Genomic DNA, 16,903 nt, shown 5'->3' with positions numbered 1-16,903 from the left:
TAATATGTTTATTGACAAAAATTGTGCAAACGTAAATAATATTCCAAACTTTCAGTAATTACTGAAAGTTCATTAATTTTAACTTTGCCAATTATCAATTGCCTTGTTAACCCGTCACCCTCAAGGAGCCAAAAATGATAGATGAAACCTTTGTGGATCTATCGCGATTGCAGTTTGCTGTTACCGCACTCTTCCATTTCTTATTCGTGCCTTTAACCATAGGTATGACCTGGATTTTAGTTATTATGGAATCGGTTTATGTTATGACCGGTCGCGAAATTTATCGTGATATGACTAAGTTTTGGGGAAAATTGTTTGGTATTAACTTTGCTATTGGGGTGGCAACGGGCCTGACCATGGAGTTTGAGTTTGGTACTAACTGGTCTTATTACTCGCATTACGTAGGCGATGTATTTGGCGCCCCGCTCGCTATTGAAGGCTTAATGGCGTTCTTTTTAGAGTCGACCTTTGTGGGTATGTTCTTTTTAGGCTGGGATAGGTTAACTAAACGCCAACATTTGGGCGCTACATTTTTAATGGCGCTAGGTACTAATATGTCGGCGCTGTGGATATTAATAGCTAACGGGTGGATGCAAAACCCAGTAGGGGCAGAGTTTAATTATCAAACCATGCGCATGGAAATGACCAGCTTTGCAGAGCTTGTATTTAACCCTGTGGCGCAGGTTAAGTTTATTCATACGGTATCGGCAGGTTACGTAGCCGCTTCTATGTTTGTACTGGGCATTAGTAGTTGGTACATATTAAAAGGTCGCGATTTAGCCTTTGCTAAGCGCTCGTTCTCGGTGGCATCGGGCTTTGGTTTAGCATCCATATTGTGTGTCATTTTATTAGGTGACGAATCAGGCTACGAAGTAGGCGAAGTTCAAAAAGTAAAACTTGCCACCATAGAAGCTGAATGGCATACCGAAGAAGCACCCGCTGCGTTTACCGCGCTTGGTTTTCCTGACTCAGATGAACAGGTAACTCATGCAGCAGTAAAAATACCTTACGCACTGGGTATTATTGCTACCCGCTCTTTAGATGAGCAAGTTATTGGTATTTCTGATTTAGAGAAAAAACACGAGGTACGGATTCGTAACGGCATGATAGCGTACGAATACCTCCAAAAGCTAAGAAATGGCGATGACAGCGAAGAAAACATAGCTAAATTTGATTCTCTTAAAGCCGATTTAGGTTATGGCTTGCTTCTAAAACGCTATACCCCCAATGTGGTAGATGCCACAGAAGAGCACATTCAAATGGCAGTTAAAGACTCGTTCCCTAAAGTAGGCCCTATGTTTTGGTCGTTTAGGATAATGGTGGCCTGTGGTGTAGCTATGCTGGCCGTGTTTGTATTGGCATTTTATTACAACGCACACCGTATTATTGAGCAAAAACGTTGGCTACTGTGGGCTGCAGTATTAAGTATTCCACTACCATGGATTGCAATAGAATTTGGTTGGATCGTTGCTGAATATGGTCGCCAGCCTTGGGCTATATCAGAAATATTACCGACCTTTTTAGCCACCTCGTCACTGACGGTAAACGATATTTTAATTAGCTTAACTGGGTTTATTATTTTTTACACTGGCCTTGCCATTGTAGAAGGTTGGTTAATGGTGCGCTTTATTAAACAAGGCCCAAGCTCGTTACATACAGGTAAGTATCACTTTGAGTTACCAAACAAAGCAGATAAAGACGCAGGAGAGCAATTATGATTTTTGATTATGAAACATTAAAAATGCTGTGGTGGTTGCTCATTGGCGTACTGCTAATAGGCTTTGCAATTACCGATGGCATGGATATGGGCGTAGCGATGCTGCTTCGCCTAGTTGGTAAAACAGACTCAGAGCGCCGCACGGTAATTAACACCATTGGCGCCCACTGGGACGGTAACCAAGTATGGTTTATTACCGCAGGCGGCGCTTTATTTGCAGCGTGGCCTATGGTGTATGCCGCTGCATTTTCGGGCTTTTACTTTGCCATGATGCTGGTATTGTTTGCGCTATTTTTTAGACCTTTAGGTTTTGATTACCGCTCAAAAATAGACTCTAAACGCTGGCGTAATAACTGGGATTGGGGCTTATTTGCAGGCAGCGCCATTCCGGCTTTAGTATTTGGTGTGGCATTTGGTAATTTATTTTTAGGTGTACCGTTTAATATTGATAACTTACTGCGTGTAAGTTACCAAGGCTCGTTTTTTGGCTTACTCAACCCATTTGGCCTACTGGCAGGTTTAATTAGTATCACCATGTTAATTGCCCATGCAGGCATGTGGCTACAACTGCGCACAGCAGATGCCGTTGCAGAGCGCTCAGCGCAATATGGCCGCTACGCATTAGTGGTATTTATTGTACTGTTTGCGGCTGCGGGTTTTTGGGTAGCAAACATAAATGGCTACCAAATTGTTTCTATGCCTGATACGCAAAGCCATGCAGATCCGTTGGCAAAAGTTGTAAGCACAGCGCAAGGTGCGTGGCTTAATAATTACAGCGAGCGCCCATGGACAATGACCTTCCCTATTTTAGGCTTTGTTATGGCACTCAGTGCTTTACTGTTCTCTAAACTAAACAAGCCAGCGCTTGGGCTTATTTCGACCAGCATTATGTTAATTGGCGTTATTATGACGGCGGGTGTGTCGCTGTTCCCATTTATTATGCCATCTGTTAATAACCCAGATATTAGCTTAACTATTTGGGATGCGGTGTCGAGCCACAGAACGCTTAATATTATGTTTGTTGCTGTTGTTATATTTATTCCGTTAATTTTGGCCTACACCACCTGGTGTTACGTAAAAATGTGGCGCAGAGTAACGGTAGACGAAATTGAAAACAACACGCATGGTAGCTACTAAGGAGACTAAATTATGTGGTATTTCGCTTGGATTTTAGGTGTACTTTTAGCCTGTACCTTAGGTGTTATAAATGTAATGTGGTACGAGTTTCATCAAAATAAAAACAGCATAGCTGATGATGAACAACCGATGCACGATTTACTAAACGAAGCTAACAACACTAAAGATGACGACTAATCCCCGACCAAATCGCGCGCAGCAGCAATCTCTGCGCGCTTTTTTAAAACGGCAAAGTAAGCCTGCGGGTGCATGGTTAAAGTTAAGTATTGCACTGGGCACATTTAACGCTATTTTAATGATTGCAGGCGCCTATTTACTGGCACAAAGTATTCATAACGTTATGTTTGAAGGTGCAAGCCTTAGCCAAGTAACCCACTTGCTTTGGCCACTTGCGGGTATTATTTTACTAAGAGCCCTATTTTTAGCTATCAGTGAAAGGCTCAGTGCTTATGCGGCACTTAAAATAAAGTCGGCTATGCGCCAAACCTTATTAACCAAATTAACGCAACTTGGCCCAAGTTATATTGAACAACACGGCCAAGGAGCAACGCTTAACACTGTGCACGATGGCGTTGAGGCACTGCACGACTACTACGCTAAATACTTGCCTGGCGTTGCTTATAGCGCGCTTATTCCGCTGGCAATATTGATGGTTATTTTTCCAACCGACTATAAAGCAGGCTTAATATTTTTATTAACCGCCCCGCTTATTCCGTTTTTTATGATTTTGGTGGGCTCAAAGGCCGAGGCGTTAAATCAAAAAAGGTGGCAGCAACTGGCCGTACTAGGTAATTACTTTTTTGACCGCGTACAAGGTTTAACACAACTTAAATTATTTAACGCAACACAAAAAGAGCTAAAACAAATAGCCAAAATTTCTGATGACTTTAGGCACGCTACACTCGGTGTTTTAAAAATTGCCTTTTTATCATCATTTGCGCTGGAATTTTTAGCCACAATTAGTGTGGCACTGGTGGCGGTAATCATTGGTTTTAGACTGTTTTTTGGCACGCTTGATTTTGCAACCGGCTTTGTTGTTTTACTACTTGCCCCAGAATTTTACTTACCACTTCGCCAATTAGGCAGCCACTACCATGCCCGTTTGCAAGGTATAAGCGCAGCGGCCGATATGGTCACTATTTTAAATGCCCCACTTCCTGAGCAGTCACAGCAACATTCAGCAAAGTTTGAGGAGCAAATAAGCTCAATAAATATAAACAACTTAAACTTTACCTACCCAAACAGTAACGAAGGCATAAAAAATATAAACCTTACGCTACCCGCTAAAGGGCTAGTGGCAGTAGTAGGTGCTAGTGGCTCAGGTAAAAGTACTTTATTTGATTGTTTATTAGGATTTCACCCGCAGGTGATTGAACAAATAAGCATTAATAATAAACCACTTGATGCTACAAGCATGAGTACATTACAAAACGCAATTGCGTGGATCCCACAAACCCCAACGCTTTTTTATCAAAGCATTAGCGATAACATAAAAATAGCCAAGCCAGCCGCTACGCAACTAGAGCTTGAGCAAGCCGCGCACCAAGCGGGCGCCTTAGATTTTATAAACACGTTAGAGAATGGGTTCGACACCCTGATAGGTGAGCAAGGTGAAGGGCTCTCTGGCGGTCAAAAGCAGCGTATAGCTCTTGCACGGGCGTTTTTAAAACAAGCACCTATTTTAGTGCTTGACGAACCGACAGCCCACCTTGATAGCCAAACCGAGCAGCTTATTCAGCAGGCTATAAATAATTACGCTAAAAACCACTTAGTGTTGGTCATTGCCCACCGGCTAAATACAGTGAAAAACGCAAGCAATATCCTGGTTATGCAAAATGGCGAAATAGCACAGCAAGGTACTTACAGCCAACTTGAGCACCAGCAAGGCGCATTTAAATCACTCCTTAATTCACAAGCGCAAGGAGCAAACAATGACTAATTTTATTAGGCTATTAAAGCTTTGCCGACCGCATTATAAAGCCATGCTACTGGGTACTTTTTTAGCGACGTTAACGGTACTTGCAAACGTGGGCTTACTCGCTATATCAGGGTGGTTTTTAGCCTCAATGGCGGCAGCGGGTATCGCAGGCGTACAAATGAATTACTTTACACCTGCAGGAACCATTCGATTTTTAGCGATTGTACGAACTGCATCACGCTATGGTGAGCGCTTAGTAACACATAACGCGACGTTTTTATTGCTTAGTGAAATACGCGTTAATATGTTTGCCACGCTAAGTAAGCTAAACAATGTAGATTTAGCAATGAGCCGCAGCGCCGATTTAGTTAACCGCTTACAAAATGACGTGGATGCGCTTGATAAGTTTTACTTAAACATATTACTGCCAATGCTGGTAGCGCTGTTGAGTGTGCCCATAATTATGGTGTTTATGGCGGCTTATAACGCCAATGTTGCGCTTATTTGTTTTATAGGCATTTTATTAATTGGTGTTGTTTTACCTGCGCTGTTAAGTGCTAAATTAAATAAAAATAGCCATAAAGAAACACAGCTCAGTGCACAACTTAGAGCAGAGCTTTCTGACACCCTAACCGGCCTTAGAGAGCTGAGTATTTATCAGGCACGTGCTGGGCAAATTTCAAAATGTAATGAACTAAACGAGCAATATAACCAACAACTTTATAGTCGCCATAAAGCACTCGCAAATAGCGACGGTTTAAGTTTGCTGGTTGTGCAGCTAGCTATGCTTGGCGCCATAGTCACTATTGTGCCTTTGGTTTACAGCGGCGCTATGGTAAATGTAGAGCTTGCTATGTTAAGCCTATTTGTATTAGCAAGCTTTGAAACTGTATTACTGTTGCCTAATGCATTTATAGAGCTGCCCAATGTACTCAAAGCCGCTGATCGACTATTTACACTGGAAGATAAAGTCACAGCGCAAGAAGCTAATAGCGCTGAGTTAGTTGAGATGCAGTTTGATAAAAACAATACAACTTTGGCGCTTAATAACATTGGCTATAAATACCAAGAGCACAGTGCTTTAGCTAATATCAGCTTTACCCTTAAAGCACAGCAAAAAGTAGCGATTGTAGGCAGAAGCGGCAGTGGTAAAAGCACCTTGGTTAATTTACTCACCGGTTTATGGCCTGTGCAGCAAGGCAGTATTAGGCTAAGCGGTGAAAATAACGCAGAAGAACTCCACGCACTAAGCAGCAACACCCGCGCAAGCATTATTAATATACTTGCGCAGCAGCATCATATTTTTGATGGCACATTAAGTGAAAACTTACGCTATGCAAAGCCAAGCGCCACAAAAGAAGAAATGCTTGAAGCCATTAACCTTGCACAGCTAAAACCTTGGTTTAATGAGCTACAAGATGGTTTAAAAACCCGTTTAGGCACAGGTGGGAGAAGTGTTTCTCAAGGCCAATCAAGGCGCATCGCCATTGCGCAAGCTTTATTAGAAAACCCAGCCATTTTAGTACTTGATGAGCCTACTGAAGGACTTGATAACCAATCTAAGCAAACGGTAATGAACGCTATTATGCAGGTAATGAGTAAGGCAAGCGTACTTACCATTACCCACGACCCTGCTCTTTTAGCACAAATGGATAACATTATCTGGCTAGAAAATGGCAGCCTTGTAGCACAAGGCACTCATAAAGAGCTTAGCGAAACATATTCCGATTATGTTGCCTTAACTACTCGGTTTTAAATAACTTGAACTCTGGTTAAGAGATTTACTAACCAACCGAATATTAATGAAACTTAATTCTGTTTTTCTCTAGCTAGAAATTTTAAGCGGAAAGAAGGCGAATTTACGCGTCAATAGCTAGCCTATTGCAAGAAAATTCAACGCAGTTAACGCTAAAAATAGCTGCTTGAGATAGATATATTATCCAGAGATCAAGTTAATCATTTAAAACGCTGATTGATACATCTATAACGCCGACTTTAGGGTCGGCAATTTTTTTAAACATACCTAACGATAAATCAATAACCCGCCCTCTAACGTACGGGCCTCTATCGTTTATTCTCACGATCACCGATTTGTTATTTGCCAAGTTTGTAACCTTCACTTTTGTACCAAAGGGTAATTCTAAATGCGCAGCAGTGGATGCATTTTGGCTAAATGTTTCGCCGTTTGCTGTTGTGCGACCATGGTATTTATTAGCGTAATAAGAGGCTTTACCTAACTGAGCACGCTCGCCATTAGCAGAGGTAACTATAGGTTGGCTGCTACACGCAGCTAAAATTGATAAAAAACTGAGGGTAAAAATTAACTTAGTAAAAGACATAGATGCGCTTTAATTATAAAAATTCGCGCAAAGGTTAACCTTACGTGGCTGAGTGTGTACTGAATTAAAATATTTTATAGGCAATAAAAAACCACCGTCGATTACTCTTAGGTGGTTTTTTTTAAAAGCATAAAGCGCTTATCTTACGATACCGCGCTCAGAGCTTTTCACAAAATCAATCATGGTTTGTACTGCAGGATACTTAGCAGCATCTTCACTTAGTGAGGCAATCGCTTCGTCTACACTTAAGCTCTTACGGTAAAACGCTTTATAAGCACGGCGAACAGCCATAATTTCGTCGCTTTCAAAGCCACGACGCTTCATACCTTCTTTATTGGTCGCAGCAGGGCCTGCTGGCATACCAATGGTGGTTACAAATGGCGGTACGTCTTTATTAACGCCTGAGTACATGCCAATAAATGCGTGATCACCAATTTTACAAAATTGATGCACACCTGAGTTACCACCTAAAATAACCCAATCGCCTACATGCACGTGGCCTGCAACACTTGCGTTATTAGCAAATATAACGTTATTACCAATTACGGCATCGTGAGCAACGTGGGTATACGCCATAAATAAGTTATTGCTACCAATTTTAGTAACACCTTGGTCTTGAATAGTACCACGGTGAATGGTTGCACACTCACGTATAACGTTGTTATCGCCCATAATAAGGGTGGTTGGTTCGTTGTTATATTTTTTGTCTTGGCAGGCTTCGCCTACTGACGCAAATTGAAAAATATGATTGCCAGAGCCAATAGTAGAAGGCCCTTTAATAACAACGTGAGACTCAATAATACAGTCATCACCGATCACAACATCATTGCCAATATAGCTATATGGACCAACTGAGACATTGTTGCCTAGTTTAGCGCCAGGTTCGATTATTGCTGTAGAATGGATCACTATTAAAACTCTCTTCTCGCACACATAATTTCGGCACTACATACAACCTTGCCGTCGACTCTTGCTTCAGCGGCAAATTTCCATATATTGCGACGCTCTTTTAAAAACTCTACATGCAAATGCAGTGTATCGCCCGGTATAACTGGCTGTTTAAAACGTGCGTTATCGACTGCAGCAAATAAGTAAAGCTCGTTATCGCTACGGTTTTCTACTGTTTTAAATCCTAATAAACCGGTGGCTTGCGCCATGGCTTCTAATATTAGCACACCAGGGAAAATTGGCTGATTTGGAAAGTGGCCAGTAAAAATAGGCTCGTTAACCGATACATTTTTAATCGCATGCAGTGACTCGCCAGGCGTAAAGTCAATTACACGATCAATTAAAAGCATCGGGTAGCGGTGTGGTAATAAACTTAAAATTTCTTGAATATCAAGGCTATTTAATTCGTTTGCCAAAATAGCATCCTTATTAGTGTTCAACGTTATGACTTAGCCAATGCTTCAAGCGCTTTAAGACGTGATTTCATGTCTGAAAGATTACGCAAGTGGGCAATTGATTTACGCCATTCTTTATTAGTTGTATGGGGCATACCAGATGAGTAAATACCCGGCTCGGTGATCGATTTAGTCACCATACTCATGCCGGTAATTATAACACCATCACATACTGACATGTGACCATTAATTGCGGTCATGCCACCTATTTGGCAGTTTTTACCAATGGTTACACTACCTGCTAGTACAGTACAGCCTGCAATTGCAGTACCCGAGTTAACTTCAACGTTGTGTGCTATTTGACATTGGTTATCGATGATCACATTACTATGAATAATCGTGTTATCGAGTGCGCCACGGTCAATTGTTGTGCTTGCGCCCACTTCAACCTTGTCGCCGATAATCACAGAGCCTAGCTGAGGAATTTTAACCCACTGCCCGCGCTCGTTTGCATAGCCAAATCCGTCACTGCCAACCACACTGTTTGCTTGAAATAAACAATCAGCGCCAATTTCAACATCGTGATAAATAGTCACACTCGGCCAAAGCTTTGTGCCAGAACCTATTTTAACACGTTCACCGATGAAACTGTTCGGACCAATTTGTGCGTTATCACCAATTACAGCACCGGCTTCTATAACTACATTTGCGCCAATAGCAGCACTTGTGCTAACCGTTGCACTTGGGTGAATAGTCGCACTAGCGTGTATACCTTGCTGCGCCGCTTGCGGGGTTGTATCCATAAATTGTGCAAGCTTTGCGTAGCTCACATACGGATTTCCAACAATGATTTTTGCGCCACTAAAATACGGTGCATCGGCTTCGCTAAGAATAACAGCGCTGGCTTGTGTGGTTTCAAGCTGCGTACGATATTTTGAGTTCGCTAAAAATGCAATATGCCCAGAACGGGCATTTGCAAGTGTAGCTATTTTTGTAATTTCTAAAACGCCATCACCTTGAAGTTCGGCGCCTAGAAGTTCCGCAATGTGCGAAAGCGTATAATTTTGCATAGAGTGATTATTTCTTACTAACTGCTGATACAACTTTGCTTGAAAGATCAGTTACTTCTTTAGGGTTAAAGTAAATAGTAGTGTCTTTAACTTTAACTTCATCGAAGTCGCCATCTTTAGCAATTTCTTCAATTGTTTTAACAATTAAACCCTGAACTTTAGCAAGCTCTTGGTTTTGACGTGCTTTGATTTCTTGCTCTAAAGGACGACCTTTTTCAGCAAGGTTTTGTTGCATGCCTTGAATTTTATCACGTAGTGCATCTTTTTGAGCTTGGCTCATTGTAGTGCTTTCACGCTTAAATTTTTCTGCTTCAAAGCGAATGTCGCCTTGTAGTTTTTCAAGCTCTTGACGACGCTCAGCAAACTCAGTTTGTAAAGACTGCTCAATTTTAGCCATTTGAGGAATTTGCTTGTAGATCTCTTGCATATCAACAATGCCTACTTTGTGGGCAAATGCACTTGCAGAGGTGCCCATCATCAATGTTGCTAACACGGCTACTGCTGTTGATTTAAATAATTTTTTCACAAAAAACTCCTTTAGAAAGTGTTACTAATATTAAAGCTGATGGTCTTTGTATCGTCATCTTCTTCTTTTTGCAATGGATACGCAAAACTAATCAGCATTGGACCCATTGGAGAGATCCATTGTAAAGATAAACCGGTTGATACCCTAAAGCGCATTGGATCAGAGTAATCATCTAACTTAGCACGCTCATCTGGCGCTAAGTTTTGGAAACGGTCAACGTTAAATTCAGTATCCCATACGTTGGCAGCATCTACAAAGAAACTGGTACGTACAGAACTGGTGTTTTCTTCATCTAAGAACGGCGTAGGTACAATTAGCTCCATACCTGCAACCGCTTTTGCATTACCACCAATACGCCCTTGTGGTACTAAAATATCAAACTCATCAGAGCCACCAATGCTACCGGTTGTAGTACCATCAGCACCTGGCGTACCAGGGATTGATAAAGGAACACGTGATACAGCACGCGGCAGTATAGTATTACGGTCAAAGCCACGTAGCTCCATTTCCGTTATACGGAAGAACTCTTGGAATGGCAGGGTTTGTTCATAACCATTGGTTGACCCATAACCATTACCGTAACCAAGCGCTGCACGTGTTGAGAACACCCAACGGTGGTCATTAGATATTGGCCAGTAAAAACGCGAATCGTAGTTCAGTTTAAAATACTGAAGATCAGAGTTAGGCGTTGTGGCTGTTAAATTTAATGTTTGGCGCGAACCCGCTGTTGGGAATAAACCACGGTTAACTGTGATACGCGACCAACCAACGCTTAGCTCATATTTAGTAAAGTCAAAGCCAGCATCTGGGTTTTCTTCATCTAAGAAGGTTTCGCGTAGTACGCGAGTTTGTTCGTACTCGGCAATTTCTGAAAGTTCTTCTTGAATCCAACGTACGCCAAAGTTAACACGGTTTACCGCATCAATTGGGAAACCAATATTGGTACCAATACCGTAACTTGTTGATTTATAATCTACTAAGCTAAATTTACTGGCATCGTAGTTGTTGTAAAAAATACTGCTGCCTTGCGATACACCATCTGGCGTAAAGTAAGGGTCGGTGTACGACAAGCTAATGCTTTCAGAACCAGTAGAGGTATTTAAGTTTAAGCCAATTTGATTACCCGTACCTAAAAAGTTAGATTCGGTCACACCAATATTAAACTGAAGCCCTGCGTATGAGCCATACGCTAAGCCCGCGTTAAAGCTACCAGCCGATTGCTCTTTTACTGTAAAGTCTACGTCTACTTGGTCATCTACACCCGGTACTGGTACTACGTTAAAGTCAACAGTTTCCATGTATGGTAAACGCTGAATTTGCAGCTTTGAGCGCTCAAGGTTTTGATTAGATAACCATGCACCTTCAAGTTGTGTCATTTCGCGGCGAAGTACTTCATCAGCTGTATTTTGGTTACCACCAACGATGATACGACGTACGTACACACGCTTGCCCGGATTTACCGACAGCGTAAGTTGCACTTCTTGTTTTTCATCATCAATTTCTGGAATTGTGCGTACTTCGGCATTGGCATAACCAAAGCGCGCTAAGTAGCTTTTGATAAATTCTTCAGATGAGGTCACCACTGAGCCATTGTAAAGCTCGCCGGCGCGAAGTGGGATAACGCTTTTGATTAGCTCTTCTCGGCCAAGTAAATCACCGATAAAGTCAAAACCTTTAACTGTGTACTTAACACCTTCTGTTAAGTTAGCAGTTACATACACAGATTCGCGCTCAGGACTTACTGATACTTGCGTAGAATCGATATTAAAACGTAAGTAACCGCGGTCTAAGTAAAAGCTGCGAATTTTTTCTAAATCGCCTTCAATGGTTTGTTTTTGGTAACGGTCGCTACCCATAAACTGCCACCACGGTAAATCTTGTTGCGATTCAGCAAGCTTTAAAAGCTCTTCGTTAGAGAATAATTCGTTACCCACTAAGTTGATTTGACGAATAGAGGCGGCTTCGCCTTCGTCAAATTCTAGCTTAAGCTTTACACGGTTACGTGGCAGCTTAGTTACGCTAATATCAACGGTGGCATTGTATTTACCAATACTGTGGAAAAACTCAACCAACCCTTTTTCGATATTATCGATAACAGTTTTATCAAGCGGTTCACCTTGGCGAATATCTTGCTGATCGAGTGATTCGTTAAGCTGCTCGTCTTTTATATCTTTATTGCCTTCAAACTCAATAAAGCTAATAGTAGGACGCTCAGTCACTTTAAAAATAACGTTATTACCATCGCGTAACGCTTTGATGTTGTCAAAGTGACCTGAACGATAAAGTGACTTTATTGTTTTTGAAATCGTATAGTCATCAACGTTATCGCCCACATTGATAGGAACATGCGTCAGTGCTGCACCAAGTGCTACACGTTGCAAACCTTCAATTTTTAAATCTTCAACAATAAAGGAGTTTTGGCCCAGGGCTGCAAAACTTGCACCCAATAAACTTGAAACTGCCAAATGTTTTTTTATAGCCATTTTATTATCTTTATCCTTTACAACTGTATTACCGCTTAACATCAAAACTAACAATTAGTGATGCTTACAATCGTGTTCTAATTAGTAATTGTCACGCTGTAACTACAAACGCGATACATCATTGAACAAAGCGAAACATGTTAAAAATATGAGCAGCAAGGCGCCCACTTTAAAACCAAATTCTTGTGTCTTTTCAGAGACCGGCTTTTTACGGAAAAGTTCAATTATGTAATACATTAAGTGTCCACCATCAAGCACTGGCAGAGGTAATAAATTAAATACACCCAAGTTAACGCTTATTAGCGCTAAAAAGCTTAAAAAGGCGACTAGCCCGTAGCTTACGCTAGTTCCTGCACCAACTGCAATGCCCACAGGGCCACTTAAATTTTTAACCGAAACCTGACCTGTAATTAAATTACCAATCATGTCAAAGCTAAGCGTTATAAGGCGCCAGGTCTCTTGGGTACCACGAGCAATACTATCAAGCGGACCAAAGCTTCGGGTTTCAACATAGCCCTCAGGCCAAGGTTGAACAACCGGCGCAACACCTAAAAACCCTTGTTCAATACCGTGCTCATTAATGCGCGATTTAGGCGTTACTGTTACGCTATTTATACTATCTTGTCTTTTTACACTAAATTGTAAAGATTTGTTAGCCGATTGCGTAATAAGATTAACTAATTGCTGCCAATCGCTTATTGTTTCACCATTTACAGCGATAATCGTATCGTTAACCTGCAAATTAGCCAGTTCGGCTGCTGAATTTTTAGTTATAGCCGCAATGGTTAATGTGGCTTGGGGTCTAAACGGTACAATACCCAACGAACTCAGTGGCGGCACGTCTTGCTGATCGAGCTTCCAACCCTCTACGTTAAGCATTTTTGTTTGCTCTTGGTAGTTTTCGTTACGCACTACTACGGGCACGCTTTGCTCACCTAAGCTCGACATAAGTGCAAAAGTTGCATCTTGCCAGGTGGCAATCGTGTCATCACCAATTTTAATAATTTGTTCAGAGGGCATAATGCCCGCCTGCTCTGCTCTGCTACCTTCGGTAATACTACCCACTACAGGTTTTACCGATTGCACGCCCACCATGTACATAGCCGCCAACGCCACAATAGCAAATAAAAAATTAGCCAGCGGGCCGGCTGCCACTATGGCTATACGGGCCTGAACCGATTTAGCGTTAAATGACAAATGGCGCTCATTTTCTGGCACTTCATCCACGCGTTCATCAAGCATTTTAACGTAGCCACCCAGCGGAATAGCGGCAATTACGTATTCTGTATTGTATTTATCGTGCCACTTTAAAAGCGGTTTACCAAAACCAATCGAAAAGCGCAGCACTTTAACACCCATTTTACGGGCCACCCAAAAGTGCCCATATTCATGAATAGCAACTAAAATGCCCAGCGCTAAAATAAACGAGCCAAGATTCCAAAAAAAATCTAACATATTAATGAGTCACTTTTGTTATTAAATCCGCTGCACGTTGGCGGGCTTGTTGGTCACACGCTAATATTTCATCTAGGCTTTGTACGTTAGTGAATGTGGCCGCATCAAGCGTTTGTGCATTAATTTTATAAATGTCAGTAAAGCCAATTTGGCCTTTTAAAAATGCCGCAACCGCTATTTCGTTTGCTGCATTTACCGTTGTGGTTGCGCCTTGCCCTGCGCTGCACGCATCAATAGCAAGTTGTAAATTTGGATAACGCGCAAAATCAGGTTTTGTGAACGAAAAATCACAAATATCCGAAAAGTTGAGTGGTTTTACACCCGCGTTAATTCGATCTGGGTAAGCGAGTGCGTGTGCAATAGGTGTGCGCATATCGGGGTTACCCATTTGCGCTAAAATGGAGCCATCGTGGTATTGCACCATAGAATGAATAATACTTTGCGGGTGGATCACCACATCAATATCGCTGGTGTCACAATTAAACAGCCATTTAGCTTCAATAAATTCAAGCCCTTTGTTCATCATGGTGGCTGAATCTACCGATATTTTTTGCCCCATAGACCAATTAGGGTGAGCGACGGCTTCACTTACTGTTACTTCTTTTAAGGTAATTATATCGCGCGTTAAAAATGGCCCACCAGAGCCGGTAAGCAATATTTTACTTACGCCATGCTCTTGTAAATTTTGATCTGCATTTGCGTTTTGAAGTGAATGAGGTAAGCACTGAAAAATAGCGTTATGCTCGCTATCAATAGGTAACAACGTGGCTTTATGCTGTTTTACTTTATCAATAAACAACTGCCCTGACATAACCAACGATTCTTTATTGGCAAGCAGTACTTTTTTACCTGCTTCAACGGCGCTTAGTGTGGGCAGTAAGCCGGCAGCGCCAACAATAGCTGACATGACGGTATCGACATCGGGATGCGCACATAAATCGCTCATAGCCTGCTGTGAATGCATTACTAAGGTTTGGCATGGCGTATTATTTAAATACGATGATAATTGCTCTGCAGCGCTTTGTGTGGCCATAACCGCATATAACGGTTCGTGCTCAATACATAGCTCAGCCATTTTTTTTGCATTGTGGCCTGCAGTGAGGGCAAACACGTTAAATAGCGCTTTATTTCGCGCTATAACATCTAATGTACTTAACCCAATTGAACCTGTAGCGCCTAAAATAACAAGTTGTTGCTGTTGGCTCATAAACTCAAGGTCCATGCATAGCACATTACAAACATAGGGGCTGCTGCGGTTAAGCTGTCAATTCTATCTAAAATACCGCCGTGGCCGGGTAAACAGCGACCACTGTCTTTTAGGCCGGCTTCACGTTTAAACATGCTTTCGAGTAAATCACCAACAGCCGAAAACAAGGCTATAAAGGCGGTCATTACGGCATAAATAGGCCATACAGCAAAATCCACACCGGTAAAATGACAAAAAGCTAAAACAAATATAATTGATGCAACCACACCGCCTGCTAGGCCTTCGATGGTTTTGTTAGGGCTCACCTTTGGCATGAGCTTGTGTTTACCAAAACTTTTGCCTGTAAAGTAAGCCCCTACATCGGCGCTCCACACAATACCAAGTACCACTAAAATCAGTACCGAGCCAAAGTGCGTTGATTCAGCGTATTGCGCGCTACGTAAGGTATTGAGTGCAAGCCAAAGTGGGATTAAAGTAAGCAACCCGGCAATGCCGCGCATTACCAAGCCTTCGTTCCATGCTTTGGCCATGGCAGGGTAGCGCCAAATTAAATAACTGGCCACAATCCACCAAGCAAACGAGAGCGTAAATAAGTAATTTGCATCCCCGACCAGCTGGCCGTTTTGCCACAGTGATTCAATCGGCCAATGTAAATTTAGCAGCGCCAATAACGCGCCAATTAACACCACAAACGCACCCCGTTTTAATTTTGTGCATAGGCCCATAAAAGCAGACCACTCCCACGCGCCAAGTAAAACAATAATACCGGCAAAATAACTAAACAATGTTAGTGGAGTATAAAAAACCAAGGCTAGCGCTAACGGCGCTAATACAACCGAGGTTAAAATTCGTTGTTTTAACAAAATAGTGACCCTTATTCTATTTTAGGTTTGAGCGAGTAATTGTTTTATTTGTTCGCCCGTACAACCAAAACGTCGCTCTCTGGCAACGTAACACGCAATGGCCTCAGCAAATGCTGCTTCATTAAAATCAGGCCAAAGAGTTTCGGTAAAGTAAAGTTCCGCATAAGCAGCTTGCCATAGTAAAAAGTTACTAATACGAACATCACCACCCGTGCGAATTAGTAAATCCGGCTCCGCTTGGTCTGCCATGCTCATATGCTGTGCTAAGCGCTCTTCTGTAACATCCTCTGCCTTGAGTTGTCCGTTTGCAACTTGAAGTGCTAGTTGCTTTGCTGCATTTGCCATATCCCATCTACCGCCATAATTAGCGGCCACGTTTAAATGCAAACCGGTGTTATCTGCTGTTAGCTCATGCGCAGCGTTTACTTTGCTACGTAAACTTTCAGAGAATCGTGATAAATCTCCAATAATGGTCAGTTTTACATTATTTTTATGAAGCTTTTTTACTTCCTTTGTTAAAACAAACAAAAAAAGCTCCATTAAAGTGTTTACTTCGTCTTCGGGGCGGCGCCAGTTTTCACTACTAAAAGCAAATAAGGTTAACGATTGTATCCCTAATTTAGTACAAAACTGAACAGATTGACGAACTGCGTCCACGCCTTTTTTATGCCCGAACACACGAGGTCTATTTCTAGCTTGCGCCCAACGCCCGTTACCATCCATGATGATGGCAACATGTTTAGGTAAACATTGCTGTGAAATTGTATCAGCGTCTAGAACCATAAATATTGAGTATTCCATAAAAAAACGCCGCCTAGTATACCCTAGACGGCGTTTCAAAACTA

General features: G+C 42.0%; 15 protein-coding genes. 5 read left to right on the top strand and 10 right to left on the bottom strand.

Features of this window, described 5'->3' with window-relative positions; all coding sequences use genetic code 11:
- Nucleotides 1–134 precede the first annotated feature (134 nt).
- From NQT65_RS15455 to cydC, 5 genes are read left to right on the top strand one after another with little or no spacing between them, the layout of a single operon-like run.
- The gene (locus NQT65_RS15455; RefSeq protein ID WP_004586936.1) at nt 135–1,718 is read left to right on the top strand and encodes a cytochrome ubiquinol oxidase subunit I; all 1,584 of its coding nucleotides are present in this window, start codon (nt 135–137) and stop codon (nt 1,716–1,718) included.
- Nucleotides 1,715–2,854: a cytochrome d ubiquinol oxidase subunit II gene (gene cydB, locus NQT65_RS15450; protein WP_024033821.1), complete on the top strand. Its 1,140-nt coding sequence runs from the start codon at nt 1,715–1,717 to the stop codon at nt 2,852–2,854. Before NQT65_RS15455 ends, cydB begins: the two co-directional genes overlap by 4 nt.
- 12 nt (nt 2,855–2,866) lie before the next feature.
- A complete protein-coding gene (cydX, locus tag NQT65_RS15445) occupies nt 2,867–3,031 on the top strand; it encodes a cytochrome bd-I oxidase subunit CydX (RefSeq protein WP_004586934.1) in 165 nt (54 codons plus the stop codon).
- Entirely contained in the window at nt 3,021–4,793 is a 1,773-nt protein-coding gene (gene cydD / locus NQT65_RS15440; protein ID WP_256851499.1) for a thiol reductant ABC exporter subunit CydD, read from the top strand. The genes cydX and cydD overlap by 11 nt, the downstream gene beginning before the upstream one ends.
- Nucleotides 4,786–6,528: a thiol reductant ABC exporter subunit CydC gene (gene cydC, locus NQT65_RS15435; protein ID WP_256851498.1), complete on the top strand. Its 1,743-nt coding sequence runs from the start codon at nt 4,786–4,788 to the stop codon at nt 6,526–6,528. The genes cydD and cydC overlap by 8 nt, the downstream gene beginning before the upstream one ends.
- A gap of 196 nt (nt 6,529–6,724) precedes the next feature.
- Here cydC and NQT65_RS15430 read toward each other — a convergent pair whose 3' ends face one another.
- From NQT65_RS15430 to NQT65_RS15385, 10 genes are all read right to left on the bottom strand, one after another.
- The gene (locus tag NQT65_RS15430) at nt 6,725–7,111 is read right to left on the bottom strand and encodes a septal ring lytic transglycosylase RlpA family protein (protein ID WP_256851497.1); all 387 of its coding nucleotides are present in this window, start codon (nt 7,109–7,111) and stop codon (nt 6,725–6,727) included.
- Nucleotides 7,112–7,249: 138 nt separating this feature from the next.
- Nucleotides 7,250–8,020 carry an acyl-ACP--UDP-N-acetylglucosamine O-acyltransferase gene (gene lpxA / locus NQT65_RS15425; protein ID WP_029773689.1) on the bottom strand — a complete coding sequence of 257 codons (771 nt, stop codon included), beginning with the start codon at nt 8,018–8,020 and terminating at the stop codon, nt 7,250–7,252.
- 2 nt (nt 8,021–8,022) lie between these two features.
- Nucleotides 8,023–8,475, bottom strand: coding sequence for a 3-hydroxyacyl-ACP dehydratase FabZ (gene fabZ / locus NQT65_RS15420; RefSeq protein ID WP_055253107.1), 453 nt, complete (start codon nt 8,473–8,475; stop codon nt 8,023–8,025).
- A 26-nt stretch (nt 8,476–8,501) separates the two neighbouring features.
- Nucleotides 8,502–9,524: a UDP-3-O-(3-hydroxymyristoyl)glucosamine N-acyltransferase gene (lpxD, locus tag NQT65_RS15415; protein ID WP_256851496.1), complete on the bottom strand. Its 1,023-nt coding sequence runs from the start codon at nt 9,522–9,524 to the stop codon at nt 8,502–8,504.
- 7 nt (nt 9,525–9,531) lie between these two features.
- Nucleotides 9,532–10,050: an OmpH/Skp family outer membrane protein gene (locus tag NQT65_RS15410; RefSeq protein WP_024033815.1), complete on the bottom strand. Its 519-nt coding sequence runs from the start codon at nt 10,048–10,050 to the stop codon at nt 9,532–9,534.
- A gap of 11 nt (nt 10,051–10,061) precedes the next feature.
- Nucleotides 10,062–12,533 (bottom strand): outer membrane protein assembly factor BamA, encoded by a 2,472-nt coding sequence (gene bamA, locus NQT65_RS15405; RefSeq protein WP_024033814.1) that lies wholly within the window; start codon nt 12,531–12,533, stop codon nt 10,062–10,064.
- A gap of 102 nt (nt 12,534–12,635) precedes the next feature.
- Nucleotides 12,636–13,988, bottom strand: coding sequence for a sigma E protease regulator RseP (gene rseP / locus NQT65_RS15400; RefSeq protein WP_004586925.1), 1,353 nt, complete (start codon nt 13,986–13,988; stop codon nt 12,636–12,638).
- A gap of 1 nt (nt 13,989) precedes the next feature.
- The gene (gene ispC / locus NQT65_RS15395; RefSeq protein WP_256851510.1) at nt 13,990–15,195 is read right to left on the bottom strand and encodes a 1-deoxy-D-xylulose-5-phosphate reductoisomerase; all 1,206 of its coding nucleotides are present in this window, start codon (nt 15,193–15,195) and stop codon (nt 13,990–13,992) included.
- Nucleotides 15,192–16,058: a phosphatidate cytidylyltransferase gene (locus NQT65_RS15390; protein ID WP_004586923.1), complete on the bottom strand. Its 867-nt coding sequence runs from the start codon at nt 16,056–16,058 to the stop codon at nt 15,192–15,194. Before NQT65_RS15390 ends, ispC begins: the two co-directional genes overlap by 4 nt.
- Nucleotides 16,059–16,079: 21 nt before the next feature.
- Complete coding sequence (locus NQT65_RS15385) at nt 16,080–16,859, bottom strand: undecaprenyl pyrophosphate synthase (RefSeq protein WP_004586922.1); 780 nt, start codon at nt 16,857–16,859, stop codon at nt 16,080–16,082.
- Nucleotides 16,860–16,903 lie beyond the last annotated feature (44 nt).

The sequence above is a fragment of the Pseudoalteromonas agarivorans genome (assembly GCF_024518735.1).
Classification (GTDB): Bacteria; Pseudomonadota; Gammaproteobacteria; order Enterobacterales; family Alteromonadaceae; genus Pseudoalteromonas; species Pseudoalteromonas atlantica.
This window is presented reverse-complemented; position numbering and strand designations above follow the sequence as displayed.